The following is a 15,914-nucleotide window of genomic DNA, read 5'->3' as shown; positions in this document are numbered from 1 at the left end:
ATATGTTCTTGATTCTAGTGTCCATTCCCTGCATAGTGTTTAGCCTTTTTTAATTCAATCGATAAGGCAGTCCCTAAAATAATAAGTATCAGTATAGTCATCAGCCAAAAATAAAGCGTTCTATTTCCTATAAATAAACCTTGATAAAACAGTCCACCATAAATTCCACCGAGGGTAGGTCCAACTATTGGTACCCAGGCATATTTCCAGTTCGAGCTCCCTTTACCTGGAATCGGCAGGAACCAATGTGCGATTCTTGGACCTAAATCACGTGCTGGGTTTATGGCATAGCCAGTTGTTCCACCTAAAGACATACCAATTCCAACTATTAATAACCCAATAATCAAGGGGTTCAGCCCGTCCGTAAATTCATTAGCACCAATAAAAAGAATTCCCATAACTAATACAAATGTACCAATTATTTCACTGACTAAATTTGATAGCGGGCTGAAAATAGCCGGACCAGTAGAGAAAACTCCTAGTTTTACAGCAGGATCTTCGGTAGCCCTCCAATGTGGCAAGTATTGAAAAAAGATGATAACGGCACCGACAATACCCCCGCTAATTTGCGCAGCTATGTATAATGGTACCTTTGACCAAGGGAAATCGCCGACTGCTGCCAATCCTAAAGTCACGGCTGGATTAATATGAGCACCAGTTATGCTGCCGACAGCATACATTGCCATCGTTACGCCAAGACCCCATGCTATCGTTACGAGGACCCACCCAGTACCTTGTGCCAAAGATTTATTTAAGGAAACTCCCGCTACTACGCCCCCGCCAAAAATTACCAGAATCATAGTACCAAGAAGCTCCCCTAAAAATACCGACATATTAACCCACCCCTTTATTACGTTCTATATATAAATACCACTTCTCAACTATACGTAAACTAAAAAAGCGAGGTACCAGGCACATTTTCCAGTTAACTGGAGAATGTGCCTGGTACCTCTTGCATAGTTAAAATATATCATCCATCGATCTTTGTTCCATTACTTCTTTTGTATAAATGATTTTCATTGGATTTCCACCAACAAAACAGCCTTCCGGAACATCTTTATGTACCAGCGTTCCAGCTGAAATTATAGCGTTATTTCCAATCGTTACGCCCGGTAAAATAGTGCTATTTGCTCCAACCATAACGTTGTTCCCAATGCTGACTTCTCCAATACGATATTCACTAATTAAATATTCATGGGCCAGTATCGTTGTATTATAGCCTATAATCGAATTCGTTCCTACCGAAATTTTTTCAGGAAACATAACATCAGGCATAACCATCAGAGCAAATGCTGTTTTTTTACCAACCCTCATGTGCAAAAGATTACGATACAGCCAAATTTTCATAGACAAAAACGGAGAATACCGTGCTAATTGAATGACAATGAAATTCTTCATTACCTTCCAAAAAGAAACAGTCTCGTAAATTTGCCATAATGAGTTATCTTTTTCCACTCTGTATCGCTTCGTATCCCGCATTGGTCACACTCCTACAATTGAATACAAATCACGCATGTCTTCAAGCATATACGTTGGGTTCAGCTTCGCCAATGTCTCTCTTCCTTTAATACTCCAGGCAACACCAGCCGTCTGCACACCTGCATTTTGCCCTGCTTCAATATCGTGATAATTATCGCCTACCATTAACGTGGTCGAAGGATCCGCTCCAAGTTCCTTCATTGCCATATAGATCGGTTCTGGATGAGGTTTAGCATGTGTGACATCATCCAGCGTAACCACGGTATCAACCAGTTCTTCCAGTCCTACCAGCTTTAACCCCATGTTTACACCAGTACGCATTTTAGTTGTAACAATCCCTATCTTAATATTCTCTTCCCTTAAACGCTTTAACGTTTCAATTACGTAAGGATATGCTTCAACATAACTATCATGGTGATGCAGATTATGTTTGCGATACGTCTGGACCATTTCCGCTGAATTATCAGGACTAACCTTATCAAACGTATCCTTTAATGAAGGACCAATAAACGGAAGGATTTCTTCCCGGGTAATTGGTAAATTGTAATGCTCAAAAGTATGAAAAAAAGAAGCAATTATTAATTCATTTGTATCGATTAATGTACCATCAAGATCAAAAAGTATTGTATGAATTTTCATTTGACGATTCCTTTCTTTTTACATGTTCTGTTCGTTTCCACAACAGTGAAACAATAATGGTTAATAATATGGCTGTTAATAACCGAATGACAAGCAATGGCCAGACAGGAATACCCAGTGGAATGAAGATCAGTGTATCCTCCACAACTGCGTGACACGACACGAGGAATATCAGTGCCAAATACATATCCCGCTTCGACACGCCATCTTCTTTAACAGCCTGAATCATAAGTCCAGCACCATACGCCAAACCAATTGTTAGCCCGGCAACTAATGTCATTGATGTATTTTTTTCCATACCTAATAATTTAGTGAAAGGAGCTAATCCATTTGAAAATTTAGTCAGCCACCCTTTTTCACGTAAATATTGCATGATTACCATCAGTGGTATGACAATAAGTGCCAGCTGAACTACCGCAAGCAGTGAAGTTTGCAGACCATACCACACTATTTCACTCCATCCATTCAGATCCTGTTGAGACGAGGAAATAAAACCATATTGAGCCTGCTCAGCACCGCCATCCCAAAGTAGATGAATGGCTGCACCGGCTATTATCGCAAGCGTAACTCTGATTCCACCAATGAACCAGGCGCTTACACCAACCCTGGAGGCTACAGTCGATTCAATGAACAGATTGTGCGAAAACGAAAGCATCATTGCCATCGTAAAGACTTCTTTTACAGAGAAATCGAACGAAACGATCGCCGCGATTCCAGCGTATAGATTCAATGCATTTCCAAGCACTAGTGGGACGGCTGCTTCACCTGACAATCCGAACAAGCCAACCACAGGGCTGATTTTTTCAATAATCCAAGGTAAGACCGGTGTATATTGCAAAATAGTTATAAATAATGTTATAGGAAAAATGACTTTTCCTAGTGTCCACGTTACGCTTAATCCCTGTTTCAATCCACGTTGAAAAATACCAGACACAACTATCCCTCTTCCTGCTGAACGTATTATTTTCGCTTCATTGAAATTTTAGTCCCATCGTAACGTCTGTCAACCTGCTTAGACTTTCTTCGGTAGATAATTAACGCAACAGCACCAACGACAAGTATTACTGAAATGAGCTGTGCTGCACGCAGTTGACCTACAACATATAGACTATCTGTACGCATAGCTTCGATAAAGAATCGACCTACCGAATACGAAATAACATAGCTTAAGAATACTTCACCACGCAATGGATTGTATCTGCGTAATACCAGTAATAAAATTAACACCAGAATGTTCCAGAAAGACTCATATAAAAAAGTAGGATGATACATGGTTCCATCAATACACATCTGGTTCATTACGAAATCAGGCAAGTATTGATGAAAGCTATTATATGTAGATTCTGAAACTGGACCACCATGTGCTTCCTGGTTCATAAAGTTACCCCAGCGGCCAATAGCCTGTCCCAGAATAATACCAGGTGCAGCAATGTCAACCAGTTGCCAAAATGATACTTTTTTCATGCGAGCATATACTAACGCAGTTAATACCGAACCGATTAATGCACCATGGATAGCAATTCCACCATTCCAAATCGCAAAAATATCCCACCATGGACCACCAGCATATTCTTCCCACTCAAAAATAACATAGTAAATTCGAGCAGATAGTATTGCAATTGGAATTGCAAAAACAACTAAATCAACAAATATATCTTTTTTCAGCCCTAAACGATCTGATTCCTTTGTAGCTAAATACAAACCCAGAAAAGCGCCGAGTGCAATAATTAACCCATACCAGTAAATAGTTAACGGACCTATCTCTATTAATACCCGGTCAAGTGCCGGTGCACTGCATGTCATAATGACCACTCCACTCTATTATTTCTCATTTCCCTGATCAATCATACCTGATAACCGCTCCGAAAATTCTTCAGCAGCATTTACACCCATACGTTTTAACCTGAAATTCATAGAAGCCACTTCAATAATGACTGCTAAGTTACGACCAGGACGAACTGGAATTACAGCTTTTGGTACGTTTACATCCATAATTTTCATATGATCTTCATCAAGTCCCAATCGATCGTATTGCTTTTCTTTATCCCAAATCTCCAAATGAATAATCAACGATATTTTCTTGTAATTCCTTACAGATCCTGCACCAAAGAGTGTCATGACATTAATGATGCCAAGACCCCTAATTTCCAGTAAATGCTCAATAAGTGGTGGTGAGTTACCAATGAGACTATCATAGTCTTCCTGACGAATTTCCACACTATCGTCTGCTACCAGACGATGGCCGCGTTTCACTAGTTCAAGTGCAGTTTCACTTTTACCAACACCACTTTGACCAGTAATCAGGACACCAACACCATATATATCCACCAATACACCGTGGATTGCGGTTGACGGGGCAAATTTTGCCTCAAGATAGTTGGTTAACCTGCTTATAACACGCGTTGTTTTTCTTGGAGAATGCAAAATCGGCACACCAGATGCATTCGCTGCATCAATCATCACTTTAGGGATCTCCATATCCCGTGTGACGACGATTCCTGGTGTCACGTCTGTGCAAAGTCGATCAAATCGCTCCCGCTGTAACTCTTCACTCAGTTCCAAAAAATAAGCCATTTCCGTCTTGCCAATTAACTGCAGACGTTCTTTTGGATAATACTTAAAAAAGCCTGTGATTTGAATACCTGGTCGAGCAATGTCGCTTGTTGTAATTTCCCTATGTACGCCATCTTTCCCTGCAACTAATGTCAAATTAAAATTGTCTAAAAGATCTTCTGTTCGAACAATTGTCATTTTGTGTCCCTCCGCATAATCAGAACCTAACTGTTTTTCATTGTAGCATATATTTTCAACTGGCAGAATTAAAAGAAATTAACCGTAAAAAAACGCAGGTTTTTTGCCTGCGAATTGTTTATTTTATGGTGTCTTTTATTAACTGGTTCAATATTAAATTGAGTATAGAAATGAGAATGGATGCAATAATAGCAAATCCAAATCCATTAATTACGAATGCTTCTCCCATTAACCCTTGCGTAATCATTAGGGTTATCGCGTTAATTACAAACAGAAACAATCCAAATGTCACAAATGTTATCGGCAGTGTTAATAGAATCAGGATTGGTTTCACAATAATATTTAGAACTGCCAGTATAATACTGGCTATAAGTGCGATGCCGAAGCCATCCAAATAAAAACTTTGGAATAACTGGGCAACTACAATCAGCGTTACTGCATTCAAAAATATTGATACAAACCATTTTAGCATTAATCTATCTCCTGTTCACTCGGTATAATCATTGCAGCTGCAAAATAAATAATAACAAGCGTAAATACACTCATAAATGTTAAAACAACGAATGCTAGCCGCACAATTGTTGCATCTATCTCAAAGTAATTGGCTAAGCCACCAAGCACACCTGAAATCATCTTATTAGATTTCGATCTGGTTAGACGTTTCATACTGTGTAGACCTCCTTAAACCGCTTATCAATCGTACTTCCACGTATAAAATTGTTCTTTACCTAATCTTTTTTTAGCCTCTTCCTTTAGATCAGGAGCAAGGTCCGGATTTTCCCGGAACTTACTTAGGATTCCATCTGCTTGAGATTTGTGTGCAGAAATAGCTTCCATTTTTTTATCGAAATGAGCTGTAATATCGTTACTTACATCTGGTTTACCTAAATCTTCATAGTGGGTATTCGTAATTGCCTGAGCCCAGACAGTTGGACGCGAATCTGGATCCATTAAACGAACCGCTTCAATTGCTGCAGCACCAAGCGCATCATGATCAGGATGAACAGCATGACCTGGATAATGTGTAATCACTAAACTCGGATCAATTTCTTCCAGCACACGTTTTAAATGCTTTGCCACTTCCGTGCGGTCTTCAAATTCCAAAGTCTTATCGCGATAGCCCAGCATACGAAGATCCACATCCAGAACCTTACACGCCTCATGAAGTTCTTCTTTACGAATTTCAGGTAATGTTTCCCGGTTAGCAAAAGTTGGTGATCCCATATTTCGTCCCATTTCGCCTAATGTCCCGCATAAATATGTAACAGGAACACCTTGTTCACGAAATGTGGTAATTGTTCCAGATGCACCAAATGACTCATCATCTGGATGCGGATATATAACTACTACATGCTTTTCCATTCTATTCACCATTCCTTTGTTTGATTCTCATTACTAATTAAATGGAGTATCACTGATTTCAAGTGAAACCATTAATCTGCCTTCTCGATCATGGCCGGCCATTAATAAACGATTATCTTTGTCCAGCTCACAATCTGTAAGACCCTCAGCATATATCCAGCCAAGATCCATTTTTAGTCCAGTGCGATAAGTTTTTCCGTTGCCAACGATTTTCGCTTGCGTAAATTTCACTTTTGCATTACGTATATATGCTCCTACATTATATGCTTTATCGTCAAAATGACTGGCATACGCGCCATTTGTTGTTTCTAGGTGAACATAAACCTCTCTATTGCAAAATTGTTCCAATATGTCCTGTACGTTATTTATTTCAATAGGTTTCATTAAATTAATCCTCCCTATACTACCTTCTTTATTCACCTTACCCAATTGTGTCATACGCGTCAAAAATTATGTTCCAGCATTGTTTATTTAATTTGAGTTTGTGCGTTTATGCTGCTGCTTGGTGTGGGTGGATACGCTGTTGTGCCGGTTACGGGCCACTCCGGCTGAAATACGAGCCAGACCAGTTGGATTACCAGTCACATCGCGGTGAATACAAGCCGATCTGCCAAATACGTGCCACTCTCGCTGAAATACTAGCCACTTTCTTGATAATACAAGCCAGACCAGCTAGATTACCAGCCACATCAGCGAAAATACGTGCCGATCTGCCAAATACGTGCCACTCTCGCTGAAATACAAGCCATACCAATTGAATTAAAAGCCGCTTACAAAGTAATACGAGCCACCAATACACCAGACCAAATCCACTGCACAAAAAAATAGTAGCCTCCACAATAAAGAGAGGCTACTACCTTTTAGTTAGATCCTACTTTTTCTTTCTCAGCCATATCTATTTCCATACGCTTTCGATCACGTTCAAGTATAGGTTTTAAATAGTGGCCGGTGTAAGATGCTTCTTGCTCTGCAATATGTTCAGGGCTGCCGGTAGCAATAATCTGACCTCCACGATCGCCACCCTCAGGTCCGAGGTCAATGATATGATCGGCGGTCTTAATTACGTCCAGATTATGCTCGATAATTAAGACTGTATCACCATTATCCACCAATCGTTGCAGGACAGCCAGCAGTCGTTTAATATCATCGACATGCAGTCCGGTCGTTGGTTCATCTAAAATATAAAAAGATTTACCGGTCGACCGTTTGTGCAGCTCGCTTGCCAGCTTGACACGCTGTGCTTCACCACCTGATAAAGTTGTCGCAGGTTGACCTAATTTAATATAACCTAAACCAACGTCGTGTATCGTTTGCAGTTTTCGGCTTATTTTAGGAATGTTTGCAAAGAAATCTACTGCTTCTTCGATGGTTAATTCCAAGATTTCTGCAATGTTTTTTCCTTTGTACTTAATTTCAAGAGTTTCCCGGTTATATCGTTTACCATGACATACTTCACATGGTACATATACATCTGGCAAAAAGTGCATTTCAATTTTAATGATTCCATCTCCACGGCAAGCTTCACAGCGGCCGCCTTTCACATTAAAACTGAAGCGTCCCTTTTTATAGCCACGAACTTTAGCTTCATTTGTTTGTGCAAAAACATCACGTATATCGTCAAACACACCGGTATACGTTGCAGGGTTTGATCGTGGTGTTCTTCCGATTGGTGCCTGGTCAATATCGATAACTTTTTCGACATTATTTGTACCATTAATTTTCTTATGTTTTCCCGGCTTATGTTTTCCGCGATAAAGCGATTTTGCTAATCCTTTATAGAGAATTTCATTTACCAGCGTACTTTTTCCTGATCCGGAAACACCAGTTACCACTGTCATGAGACCAATTGGAAACTTAGCGGAGACATTCTTTAAATTATTTTCCTCTGCATTAACAACCTCTACCGCAGCTTTTTTTGGTTTACGGCGTTTGGCTGGCAATGGAATATACTTCTTTCCAGATAAGTAATCACCGGTGAGCGATGCTTTGTTCTTCATTACTTTCTCCGGTGTTCCACTTGCCACAATTTCTCCACCATGCTCGCCGGCGCCAGGACCAATATCAATCAGATAATCTGCTGCAAGCATAGTGTCTTCATCATGTTCTACCACGATTAGCGTGTTATCCATATCACGCATACGCTTAAGCGTTCCAATCAGTCTGTCATTATCGCGTTGGTGCAACCCAATTGAAGGTTCATCAAGCACATAAAGAACACCAGTAAGCGCCGAACCTATCTGTGTAGCAAGTCGAATCCGCTGCGCTTCACCACCAGACAGTGTACCTGCAGCACGTGATAATGTTAAATAGTCCAGTCCGACATTATCAAGGAAATCAATGCGATTACAGATTTCTTTTAAGATCATTCGGGCAATTTTCCGTTCCTTTTCTGAAAGATCAAGATTAGAAAAGAACTCCATCGCTTCTGTTATGGAATAGTCAGTTATCATGCTTATATGTTTGTTATTAATTAATACAGCAAGTGCTTCTTCTTTTAAGCGATATCCTTTACACGTTGGACAATGCTTTTGGGCCATGTATTTTTCCAGCTGCTCCCGAATGAAGTCAGATGATGTATCACGGTATCTGCGCTTAATATTACTTAATACGCCTTCAAATTCGACCGTGTTATCACGTACAGCACCAAAATCATTTACATAACGAAAATGTATTTTTTCCTTCCCGCTTCCATAAAGGATTTTATCAAGCTGATCTTTAGGTAAATCCTTAACAGGGGTACTCATGTTAATGCCATAGTGTTTACAGACACTCTTCAGGAGTTCTGGATAGTACTGTGAACTAATTGGCTCCCATGCGGCAATCGCATGTTTCTTTAACGATTTACTCCAGTCTGGAATAACCAGATCAAGATCAACTTCCAGATTAGTTCCCAATCCGTCACACGTTTGGCAAGCACCGTATGGGCTATTAAACGAAAATAGTCGAGGCTCAAGCTCGCTGATAGAAAACCCACATATAGGACATGCATGATTTTCACTGAACTTAAGCTCTTTCTCACCAATTACATCAACAATAAGATTCCCTTCACCTAGACCTAAAGCGGTCTCGATTGAATCACCAAGCCTTGTAGCTATGCCCTCTTTTATCACGATACGGTCGATTACAACTTCGATAGAATGTTTTTTATTCTTCTCAAGCTTTATGTCATCGGTGATTTCACGCATTTCATTATCTACTCTAACCCGCACGTAACCTTCTTGTTTCAAACGTTCAAAGACCTTTACATGTTCTCCCTTTCGTCCGGAGATAACAGGAGCAAGAATTTGCATCTTTGTTCGTTCCGGAAATTCAAGAATCTGGTCTACGATTTGCTGAGTAGTCTGCGAACTTATTTCTATCCCGTGTTTTGGACAGGTTGGTCTGCCTACCCGAGCGAACAGCAGACGCAGATAATCATATATTTCCGTAACCGTACCTACAGTTGAGCGGGGGTTCTTACTAGTTGTTTTCTGGTCGATTGAAATAGCAGGAGAAAGTCCTTCGATCGAGTCAACATCCGGCTTATCCATCTGACCTAAAAATTGACGTGCATATGCTGATAAGGATTCCACGTATCTGCGCTGACCTTCTGCATAAATTGTGTCGAATGCAAGCGACGATTTACCAGAACCTGATAAACCCGTTAGAACAACCAGCTTATTTTTCGGAATATTTATATCAATATTTTTTAAATTATGTGCTCTGGCACCTTTTATTTCAATTGATTTTCTAGCCATATATCTGTTATCCCTCCGCCTTAAGTTCAAGTAAAATATCTCGCAGTTCAGCAGCTTTTTCAAAATCAAGCGCTTTTGCAGCTTCTTTCATTTCTTTTTCCATATTCTTAATTACTTTCTCTTTTTCTTTCTTAGTTAACTTAGATAGATTCTTCGACTTCTCTTCATATTCAGCATTATCTTCAGCTGCAACTGTTGCTCGAATGACATCACGAACTTCTTTTTTGATAGTAGTTGGAGTGATACCATGTTCTATATTATAAGCAAGTTGCTTTTCGCGTCGACGAGTTGTTTCGTCTATTGCAACCTGCATGGAATTTGTAATTTTATCTGCATACATCACTACTTGACCGTTCTCATTACGTGCTGCACGTCCCATCGTTTGAATTAAGGAACGCTCCGAACGTAAGAAACCTTCTTTATCAGCGTCCAAGATAGCAACTAATGAAACCTCTGGAATATCAAGTCCTTCACGCAGCAAGTTTATTCCAATTAAGACATCATATTTTCCAACTCGCAGATCTCGGATAACCTCAATTCTTTCCAAGGTCTTTATCTCAGAATGTAAATATGCTACTTTTATTCCGAGCTCTTTTAGATAGTCTGTCAGATCTTCTGACATTTTTTTCGTTAAAGTAGTAACTAAAACCCGCTCATTTTTCTCCGAACGTTTATTAATCTCTCCAATCAGGTTATCTATTTGCCCCTCAATTGGACGGATTTCTATTTTAGGATCCAGTAAACCTGTAGGTCGAATAATTTGTTCGGTCATATCAGGTGTGTGTTCCAGCTCATACGGTCCCGGAGTTGCTGATACATAAATAAGCTGATTTGTTTTCTTTTCAAATTCATCAAACATAAGAGGTCGGTTATCAAGCGCCGACGGTAATCTGAATCCATGATCCACTAATACTTGTTTGCGCGCTCTGTCTCCATTAAACATACCTCTTACTTGTGGCAGCGTGGCATGTGATTCATCCACTACACACAGAAAATCGTCTGGAAAGTAATCAAACAGCGTATACGGTGTGGCGCCTTCCTCACGAAGCGTTAAATGTCTTGAATAGTTCTCAATTCCTGAACAATATCCCATTTCCTGCATCATTTCGATATCATAATTTGTACGCTGCTCAATTCGCTGCGCTTCCAGCAATTTATTTTCAGAGCGAAGAACTTTTAGTCGTTCTTCCAATTCTGTTTCAATATTTTTTATGGCAAGCTTCAGTTTTTCTTCTCTGGTAACAAAGTGGGATGCTGGATAAACGGCAACATGTTCCCGGTCACCAATTATTTCTCCTGTTAGTGCGTCCACCTCACGAATTCGATCAATCTCATCGCCAAAAAATTCGATTCGGTAACAATGCTCTTCTTTTGACGCTGGAATGACCTCAACAGAGTCCCCACGTACGCGGAACGTTCCACGCTGGAACTTAATGTCATTTCTTGCATATTGGATATTTACTAAGTCCCGCAATAACTGATCCCGATCTTTTTCCATGCCCATCCGTATCGAGAGCACCTGGCTGCTGTATTCTTCCGGCGAACCTAAACCATAGATACAGGATACACTGGCAACAACTAAAACATCTCTTCGTTCAAATAAAGATGACGTAGCTGAATGTCGTAATTTATCAATTTCATCATTAATACTTGAATCCTTCTCGATAAATGTGTCACTGGATGGTACATACGCTTCTGGTTGATAATAGTCATAAAAACTTACAAAGTACTCTACTGCATTATTTGGAAAAAATTCCTTAAACTCACTATATAATTGGCCAGCCAGTGTTTTATTATGCGCAATTACAAGGGTTGGTCTATTAATCTCTGTCACAACATTGGAAACCGTAAATGTTTTACCGGTACCTGTTGCTCCAAGTAATGTCTGATGATGTTGTCCTGCTTTAATTCGATCGACTAATTCTTCAATTGCCTTTGGCTGGTCCCCACTTGGTTTATATTGGGACACTAGTTCAAACTGATTTTTCACTAGCCTTGCCTCCGTTCTGGATTATCTATAAATAGTTTACCATAATTGTATTTCTATTTTAACATAAACACGAACAAATATTCGATTATTTTGTCTTGCCTGCCTATTAGAGTAGTACCCACTTTTACCATATTAAAATCGTTCACAAAAGGTTTGTTTGTTTACAGCTGTGTTTTCCACTATAATCAAACCTAACAGAAATCAACTAAAGGATGGATACTTGTATGAAACAAACTTTATTTTTTATCATTATAATCTTGGTGCTTAGTGCGTGTGGTACCAATGATGAATCTAAAAATAGCACAGGTGGAGAAGAAATTAAACCAATAGAAGTTGATCTGAGCGTTCCAGAAAGTGCAGACAAGGGCGACACAGTTAAATTAGAAGTTTCCGTAACTCAAGCTGATAAAGCTGTAGAAGACGCGGATGAAGTTGAGTTTGAAGTCTGGAAAGATGGAGCAAAAGAAAAAAATGAAATGATTAAAGCTAAACATGAGGGTAAAGGTGTATACACTGCTGAAATGACATTCGAGGAAAATGCCGTATATTTTGTTCAGTCCCATGTAACAGCTCGTGACATGCATACAATGCCGAAAACGCAGATAAAGATTGGTAAAACCGATCAAAACAAATCAACAAGCGAACAAACGAATGAAAAAGAAAGCCACCATCATTCCAATACAGCTATCGATTTTCAAATGCCGGACAAGGTTAGTTCTGCCAAAGCTTCAACCTATCCAGTAAAAGTAACACATGATGATGCCCCATTAAAGAATGCACTTGTACGTCTTGAAGTATGGAAAGATGGCAGCGAAAAACATAACTATGTTACATTAAACGAATCAAAAGATGGTTATTACCAAACCGACATGACGTTGCAGGAGCAAGGCTTATATCACATTACTGTTCACGTTGAAAAAGAAGATATTCATACACATGAAGAATTCAAAATTGAAGTTAAATAGGACGTAAATTTGGAAAAGCATCAGCTGAGTGAAATTCAGCTGATGCTTTTTACTTAACTTTTTTTATTTTTTCACTGGAATGATAGCGTTCTTTAACAAATACCAGACCTAGCTCATGATGATCATTTTGATACAAAGCACTCTGGATTAGTCGTACTTCACCAGCAAGATCTAATACCTCCAGTTTAAAAAATGCTCCGCTTTTTTGCAGATAGTAATAAAATTCCTCTACATCCTGTACCGGTTGACCGTTAACTTTACTAACTATTTCTCCAATATTGATGTCTAATCTTTCAGCAGGGGTGTGAGGTTTTATAGCTATAATGGATAATCCTCGGTGGTTTCGATTGAAAAGCGACTGCCTTTTCCGTTCCATCCCCCGATGCCGATACGTTATATATTCACGGCCAATAATAGCAACAACTGCCGCAACAATGGAAAGACTCCACATATAAATACTTCCAATTGCTATACACAAAACAATTGTTCCTAACAGGTAGATTTGTTTCCCTAATTTTTGAGCAGCAATTTCTGGGATAACACTTTTTACCGTATGATCAAAACCTACTATAAATGGAAATAAAATAAGTCCGTACGATTCGCCATCTAATGAAACGGATGGCCAGTAAGCAGCAAAGGGAGTAATCAGTCCACTTGGTACTAGTGTGAAAAACGGAATAACACTTAACTTTTTAATATGATGAAAGCCAAACCATTTACCTCGTGAGCTCAGCTGAAGATCTGGGAAAGATTGATTTTTCCTCACACCATGTGTTACTCCAGCTTCTACAAATAAAAATAATCCGATCAGAAGTGAAACCCCAGTAAAATTAATTTCACTGAATAAATCAGCATTAAAGTATGATTGATTGTCAATAACGGTCGGCATAAATAATAGGATAAATAAGGTGAAACCAATCGTATAACTAGGTGAAAGCATCGTGAAACGCAAGGCTATGCTTAATAATATAGTTACAATACACAGTAATGCTAATGTTTCATATGTGAAAACAAGACCAACACCAATACAAATTCCTGAGATAAGAAGTCCAGCAACTAATGAGGTTAGCCATGTGCCCTTGCACTCTGAAAAAACATCACTAATTTTACTGCCAAAATTGATGCGTTCCCTGCGCGTTCTTCTTAACCCTGCTAATACTAATAATATAACAATCCAGTAAGTTAGTGGATTTAAAAATAACTTTCCTATTCCTTTTATTAATTCTAAACTCCAAGCATCTGCCATTCTGATCACCTTCCACAAACATCACTTTACTCTATTTATTCGCTGTCGACTAGCTCGTTTCCTGCACAAAGCAGGACAACTTTTAAGTTTATTTTACGTTGATACAAGAAAATTCGCGAGCATAACTCGCGAATTTTTTGGTTAATCAGGTAAGAAAGTAAAAAGGCTCGCCATTAAGAATTGGCGATAAGCCAAAGTTTTTTAATAAAGTGATTGTAAAGCTTTCTCCTGTTGTTTATCGTTTTTGCCACTGCGTATTTTTTCAACCAATTTACTTTCAATTAAACCAGCAGTTTTTTCATCAACTTCACTGGTAACTTTTAAGTCAGAATCAGTCTGAAATTTTTCTACTGCTTCTGCAGTTGCTTTACTAAAATAGCCATCTGTTCGACCAGGCGCATAACCCAGCCCTTTTAGCATCAGCTGAATATTTTTAATGTTTTCGCCGGTCTCGTCATAACCTAAAGGTTCTTCAATTTGAATCGGATTCGTATAAAAATAATCAGGCTGCTCAACTTTCACTGTCGGCTTGACACCTTTTTCATGTATCCAATTCCCTTCAGGTGAGAGCCATTTGAAAAATGTTAATTTTATTGTACTGCCATCTCCAAAAGGTATAGCTTTTTGAACTGTTCCTTTACCGTAGCTTTTCGTTCCTACAACATCATAACCAGCTTCTTTCATTGCAACAGCAAGTATCTCAGAAGCTGAAGCACTACCCTCATTAATTAATACACTGATTGGATATGGTTTTTTTTCTTCCAACTCAGAATGGTACGGTGTTTTCTTCCCCTCACCATCTTCAATCTGAACGTAAGGCATATCTTTAGGGATGAACTCTTTTAAAATAGCTTCAACTGAATTCAATAATCCACCAGGATTCCCTCGAACATCAATGACTAATCCTTCCATTCCATCCTCTTCAAGCTTTGTTAATTGTTTCTTGAAGTCTGCTGCAGTGTTTTCTGAAAATGTTGTTATCTCAATAACACCAGTTTTTTTACCATCAATTGTTTTCATTTCAGAATAAACCGTTTCGAGCGGTATATCGTCACGAGTTATTGTTACATCAAATGGTTCGCTTACTCCAGGACGTTTAATCTCCAAAACAACTTCAGTGCCTTTTTTTCCTCTGATCTTCTCTACAGCTTCAAATAGATCTAGACCCTGAACACTCTTATCATCTACACTCAGTATTTGATCATTTGGCCGCAATCCTGATTCTTCTGCCGGTGAATCTTTTATAGGGGCAATTATAGTTACGGTGTTATTAACCATACTTACTTCTGCGCCAATACCTTCGAATGAGGATTCAATTGTGTCATTGAAGCTTTTCATCGTTTCAACATCCATATACGTACTATATGGATCTTCTAACGTATCCAGCATACCTTGGACCGCACCTTCAATTAACTGCTGATCCTTAACATCTTTCAAATAATTTTCTTTAATCAGGCTATAAGCTTGGACAACTTTATCCATATTTTCAGGCGTTTCACCTGTTACTTCTGGTGTTTCCTTTTCACTTGAATCACCTGTTACAAGCTCCTTGGTCTGCTGGGAGAGGTCAGATTGAGCAACTTGTACCCCAACATACGCTCCACCAAATCCTAGAATCAAAGCCGCTATCAACACTAAACTAATGTGTTGTTTTTTTAAATTCATTGCTTCACCCCTAAACGTAATACAAACTATTAGAAATTCGCGTAATCAACTTATATGTTAGAAAAATCGGCTAATCGCCA

The 15,914-nt window shown here is 39.1% G+C and carries 16 protein-coding genes; 1 reads left to right on the top strand and 15 read right to left on the bottom strand.

All coding sequences use genetic code 11. The annotated features are described in order from the left end of the window. Positions 1-14: 14 nt before the first annotated feature. The 13 genes from VBD025_RS08015 to uvrB form a co-directional block, all read right to left on the bottom strand. Complete coding sequence (locus VBD025_RS08015; RefSeq protein ID WP_430791024.1) at positions 15-833, bottom strand: MIP/aquaporin family protein; 819 nt, start codon at positions 831-833, stop codon at positions 15-17. Positions 834-960: 127 nt separating this feature from the next. Then, entirely contained in the window at positions 961-1,479 is a 519-nt protein-coding gene (locus tag VBD025_RS08010; protein WP_430791022.1) for an acyltransferase, read from the bottom strand. 3 nt (positions 1,480-1,482) lie between these two features. Further along, positions 1,483-2,118 carry a pyrophosphatase PpaX gene (ppaX, locus tag VBD025_RS08005; protein WP_430791020.1) on the bottom strand — a complete coding sequence of 212 codons (636 nt, stop codon included), beginning with the start codon at positions 2,116-2,118 and terminating at the stop codon, positions 1,483-1,485. After that, entirely contained in the window at positions 2,093-3,052 is a 960-nt protein-coding gene (locus VBD025_RS08000; protein WP_430791018.1) for a nucleoside recognition domain-containing protein, read from the bottom strand. Before VBD025_RS08000 ends, ppaX begins: the two co-directional genes overlap by 26 nt. 26 nt (positions 3,053-3,078) lie before the next feature. Continuing rightward, entirely contained in the window at positions 3,079-3,921 is an 843-nt protein-coding gene (gene lgt / locus VBD025_RS07995; protein ID WP_430791016.1) for a prolipoprotein diacylglyceryl transferase, read from the bottom strand. 18 nt (positions 3,922-3,939) lie between these two features. After that, positions 3,940-4,869: an HPr(Ser) kinase/phosphatase gene (hprK, locus tag VBD025_RS07990; protein WP_430791014.1), complete on the bottom strand. Its 930-nt coding sequence runs from the start codon at positions 4,867-4,869 to the stop codon at positions 3,940-3,942. A 118-nt stretch (positions 4,870-4,987) separates the two neighbouring features. Next, the gene (locus VBD025_RS07985; protein WP_430791012.1) at positions 4,988-5,341 is read right to left on the bottom strand and encodes a phage holin family protein; all 354 of its coding nucleotides are present in this window, start codon (positions 5,339-5,341) and stop codon (positions 4,988-4,990) included. Then, on the bottom strand, positions 5,341-5,535 hold the full coding sequence (locus VBD025_RS07980) for a PspC domain-containing protein (RefSeq protein ID WP_430791010.1): 195 nt from the start codon (positions 5,533-5,535) through the stop codon (positions 5,341-5,343). Before VBD025_RS07980 ends, VBD025_RS07985 begins: the two co-directional genes overlap by 1 nt. Before the next feature lie 27 nt (positions 5,536-5,562). Further along, positions 5,563-6,231 carry a bacillithiol biosynthesis deacetylase BshB2 gene (gene bshB2 / locus VBD025_RS07975; protein ID WP_430791008.1) on the bottom strand — a complete coding sequence of 223 codons (669 nt, stop codon included), beginning with the start codon at positions 6,229-6,231 and terminating at the stop codon, positions 5,563-5,565. Between the two features lie 33 nt (positions 6,232-6,264). After that, positions 6,265-6,615 carry a YojF family protein gene (locus VBD025_RS07970; protein WP_430791006.1) on the bottom strand — a complete coding sequence of 117 codons (351 nt, stop codon included), beginning with the start codon at positions 6,613-6,615 and terminating at the stop codon, positions 6,265-6,267. 190 nt (positions 6,616-6,805) lie between these two features. Beyond that, positions 6,806-7,069 (bottom strand): hypothetical protein, encoded by a 264-nt coding sequence (locus VBD025_RS07965; RefSeq protein ID WP_430791004.1) that lies wholly within the window; start codon positions 7,067-7,069, stop codon positions 6,806-6,808. A 22-nt stretch (positions 7,070-7,091) separates the two neighbouring features. Beyond that, on the bottom strand, positions 7,092-9,968 hold the full coding sequence (uvrA, locus tag VBD025_RS07960) for an excinuclease ABC subunit UvrA (protein ID WP_430791002.1): 2,877 nt from the start codon (positions 9,966-9,968) through the stop codon (positions 7,092-7,094). A 7-nt stretch (positions 9,969-9,975) separates the two neighbouring features. After that, positions 9,976-11,958 (bottom strand): excinuclease ABC subunit UvrB, encoded by a 1,983-nt coding sequence (gene uvrB / locus VBD025_RS07955; RefSeq protein ID WP_430791000.1) that lies wholly within the window; start codon positions 11,956-11,958, stop codon positions 9,976-9,978. Positions 11,959-12,182: 224 nt separating this feature from the next. Here uvrB and VBD025_RS07950 point away from each other — a divergent pair, with 224 nt between their 5' ends. Then, positions 12,183-12,923 (top strand): FixH family protein, encoded by a 741-nt coding sequence (locus tag VBD025_RS07950; RefSeq protein WP_430790998.1) that lies wholly within the window; start codon positions 12,183-12,185, stop codon positions 12,921-12,923. Positions 12,924-12,972: 49 nt separating this feature from the next. Here VBD025_RS07950 and VBD025_RS07945 read toward each other — a convergent pair whose 3' ends face one another. Together VBD025_RS07945 and VBD025_RS07940 are read right to left on the bottom strand one after the other, a co-directional pair. Continuing rightward, positions 12,973-14,169: a PDZ domain-containing protein gene (locus VBD025_RS07945; protein WP_430790996.1), complete on the bottom strand. Its 1,197-nt coding sequence runs from the start codon at positions 14,167-14,169 to the stop codon at positions 12,973-12,975. A 201-nt stretch (positions 14,170-14,370) separates the two neighbouring features. Further along, entirely contained in the window at positions 14,371-15,834 is a 1,464-nt protein-coding gene (locus tag VBD025_RS07940) for a S41 family peptidase (protein WP_430790994.1), read from the bottom strand. Positions 15,835-15,914: the final 80 nt, after the last annotated feature.

The organism is Virgibacillus flavescens, assembly GCF_050574275.1.
GTDB lineage: Bacteria > Bacillota > Bacilli > Bacillales > Amphibacillaceae > Virgibacillus_F > Virgibacillus_F flavescens.
Note: the sequence above shows the minus strand (reverse complement) of the source record. Positions and strands in the feature narration are given on the sequence as shown.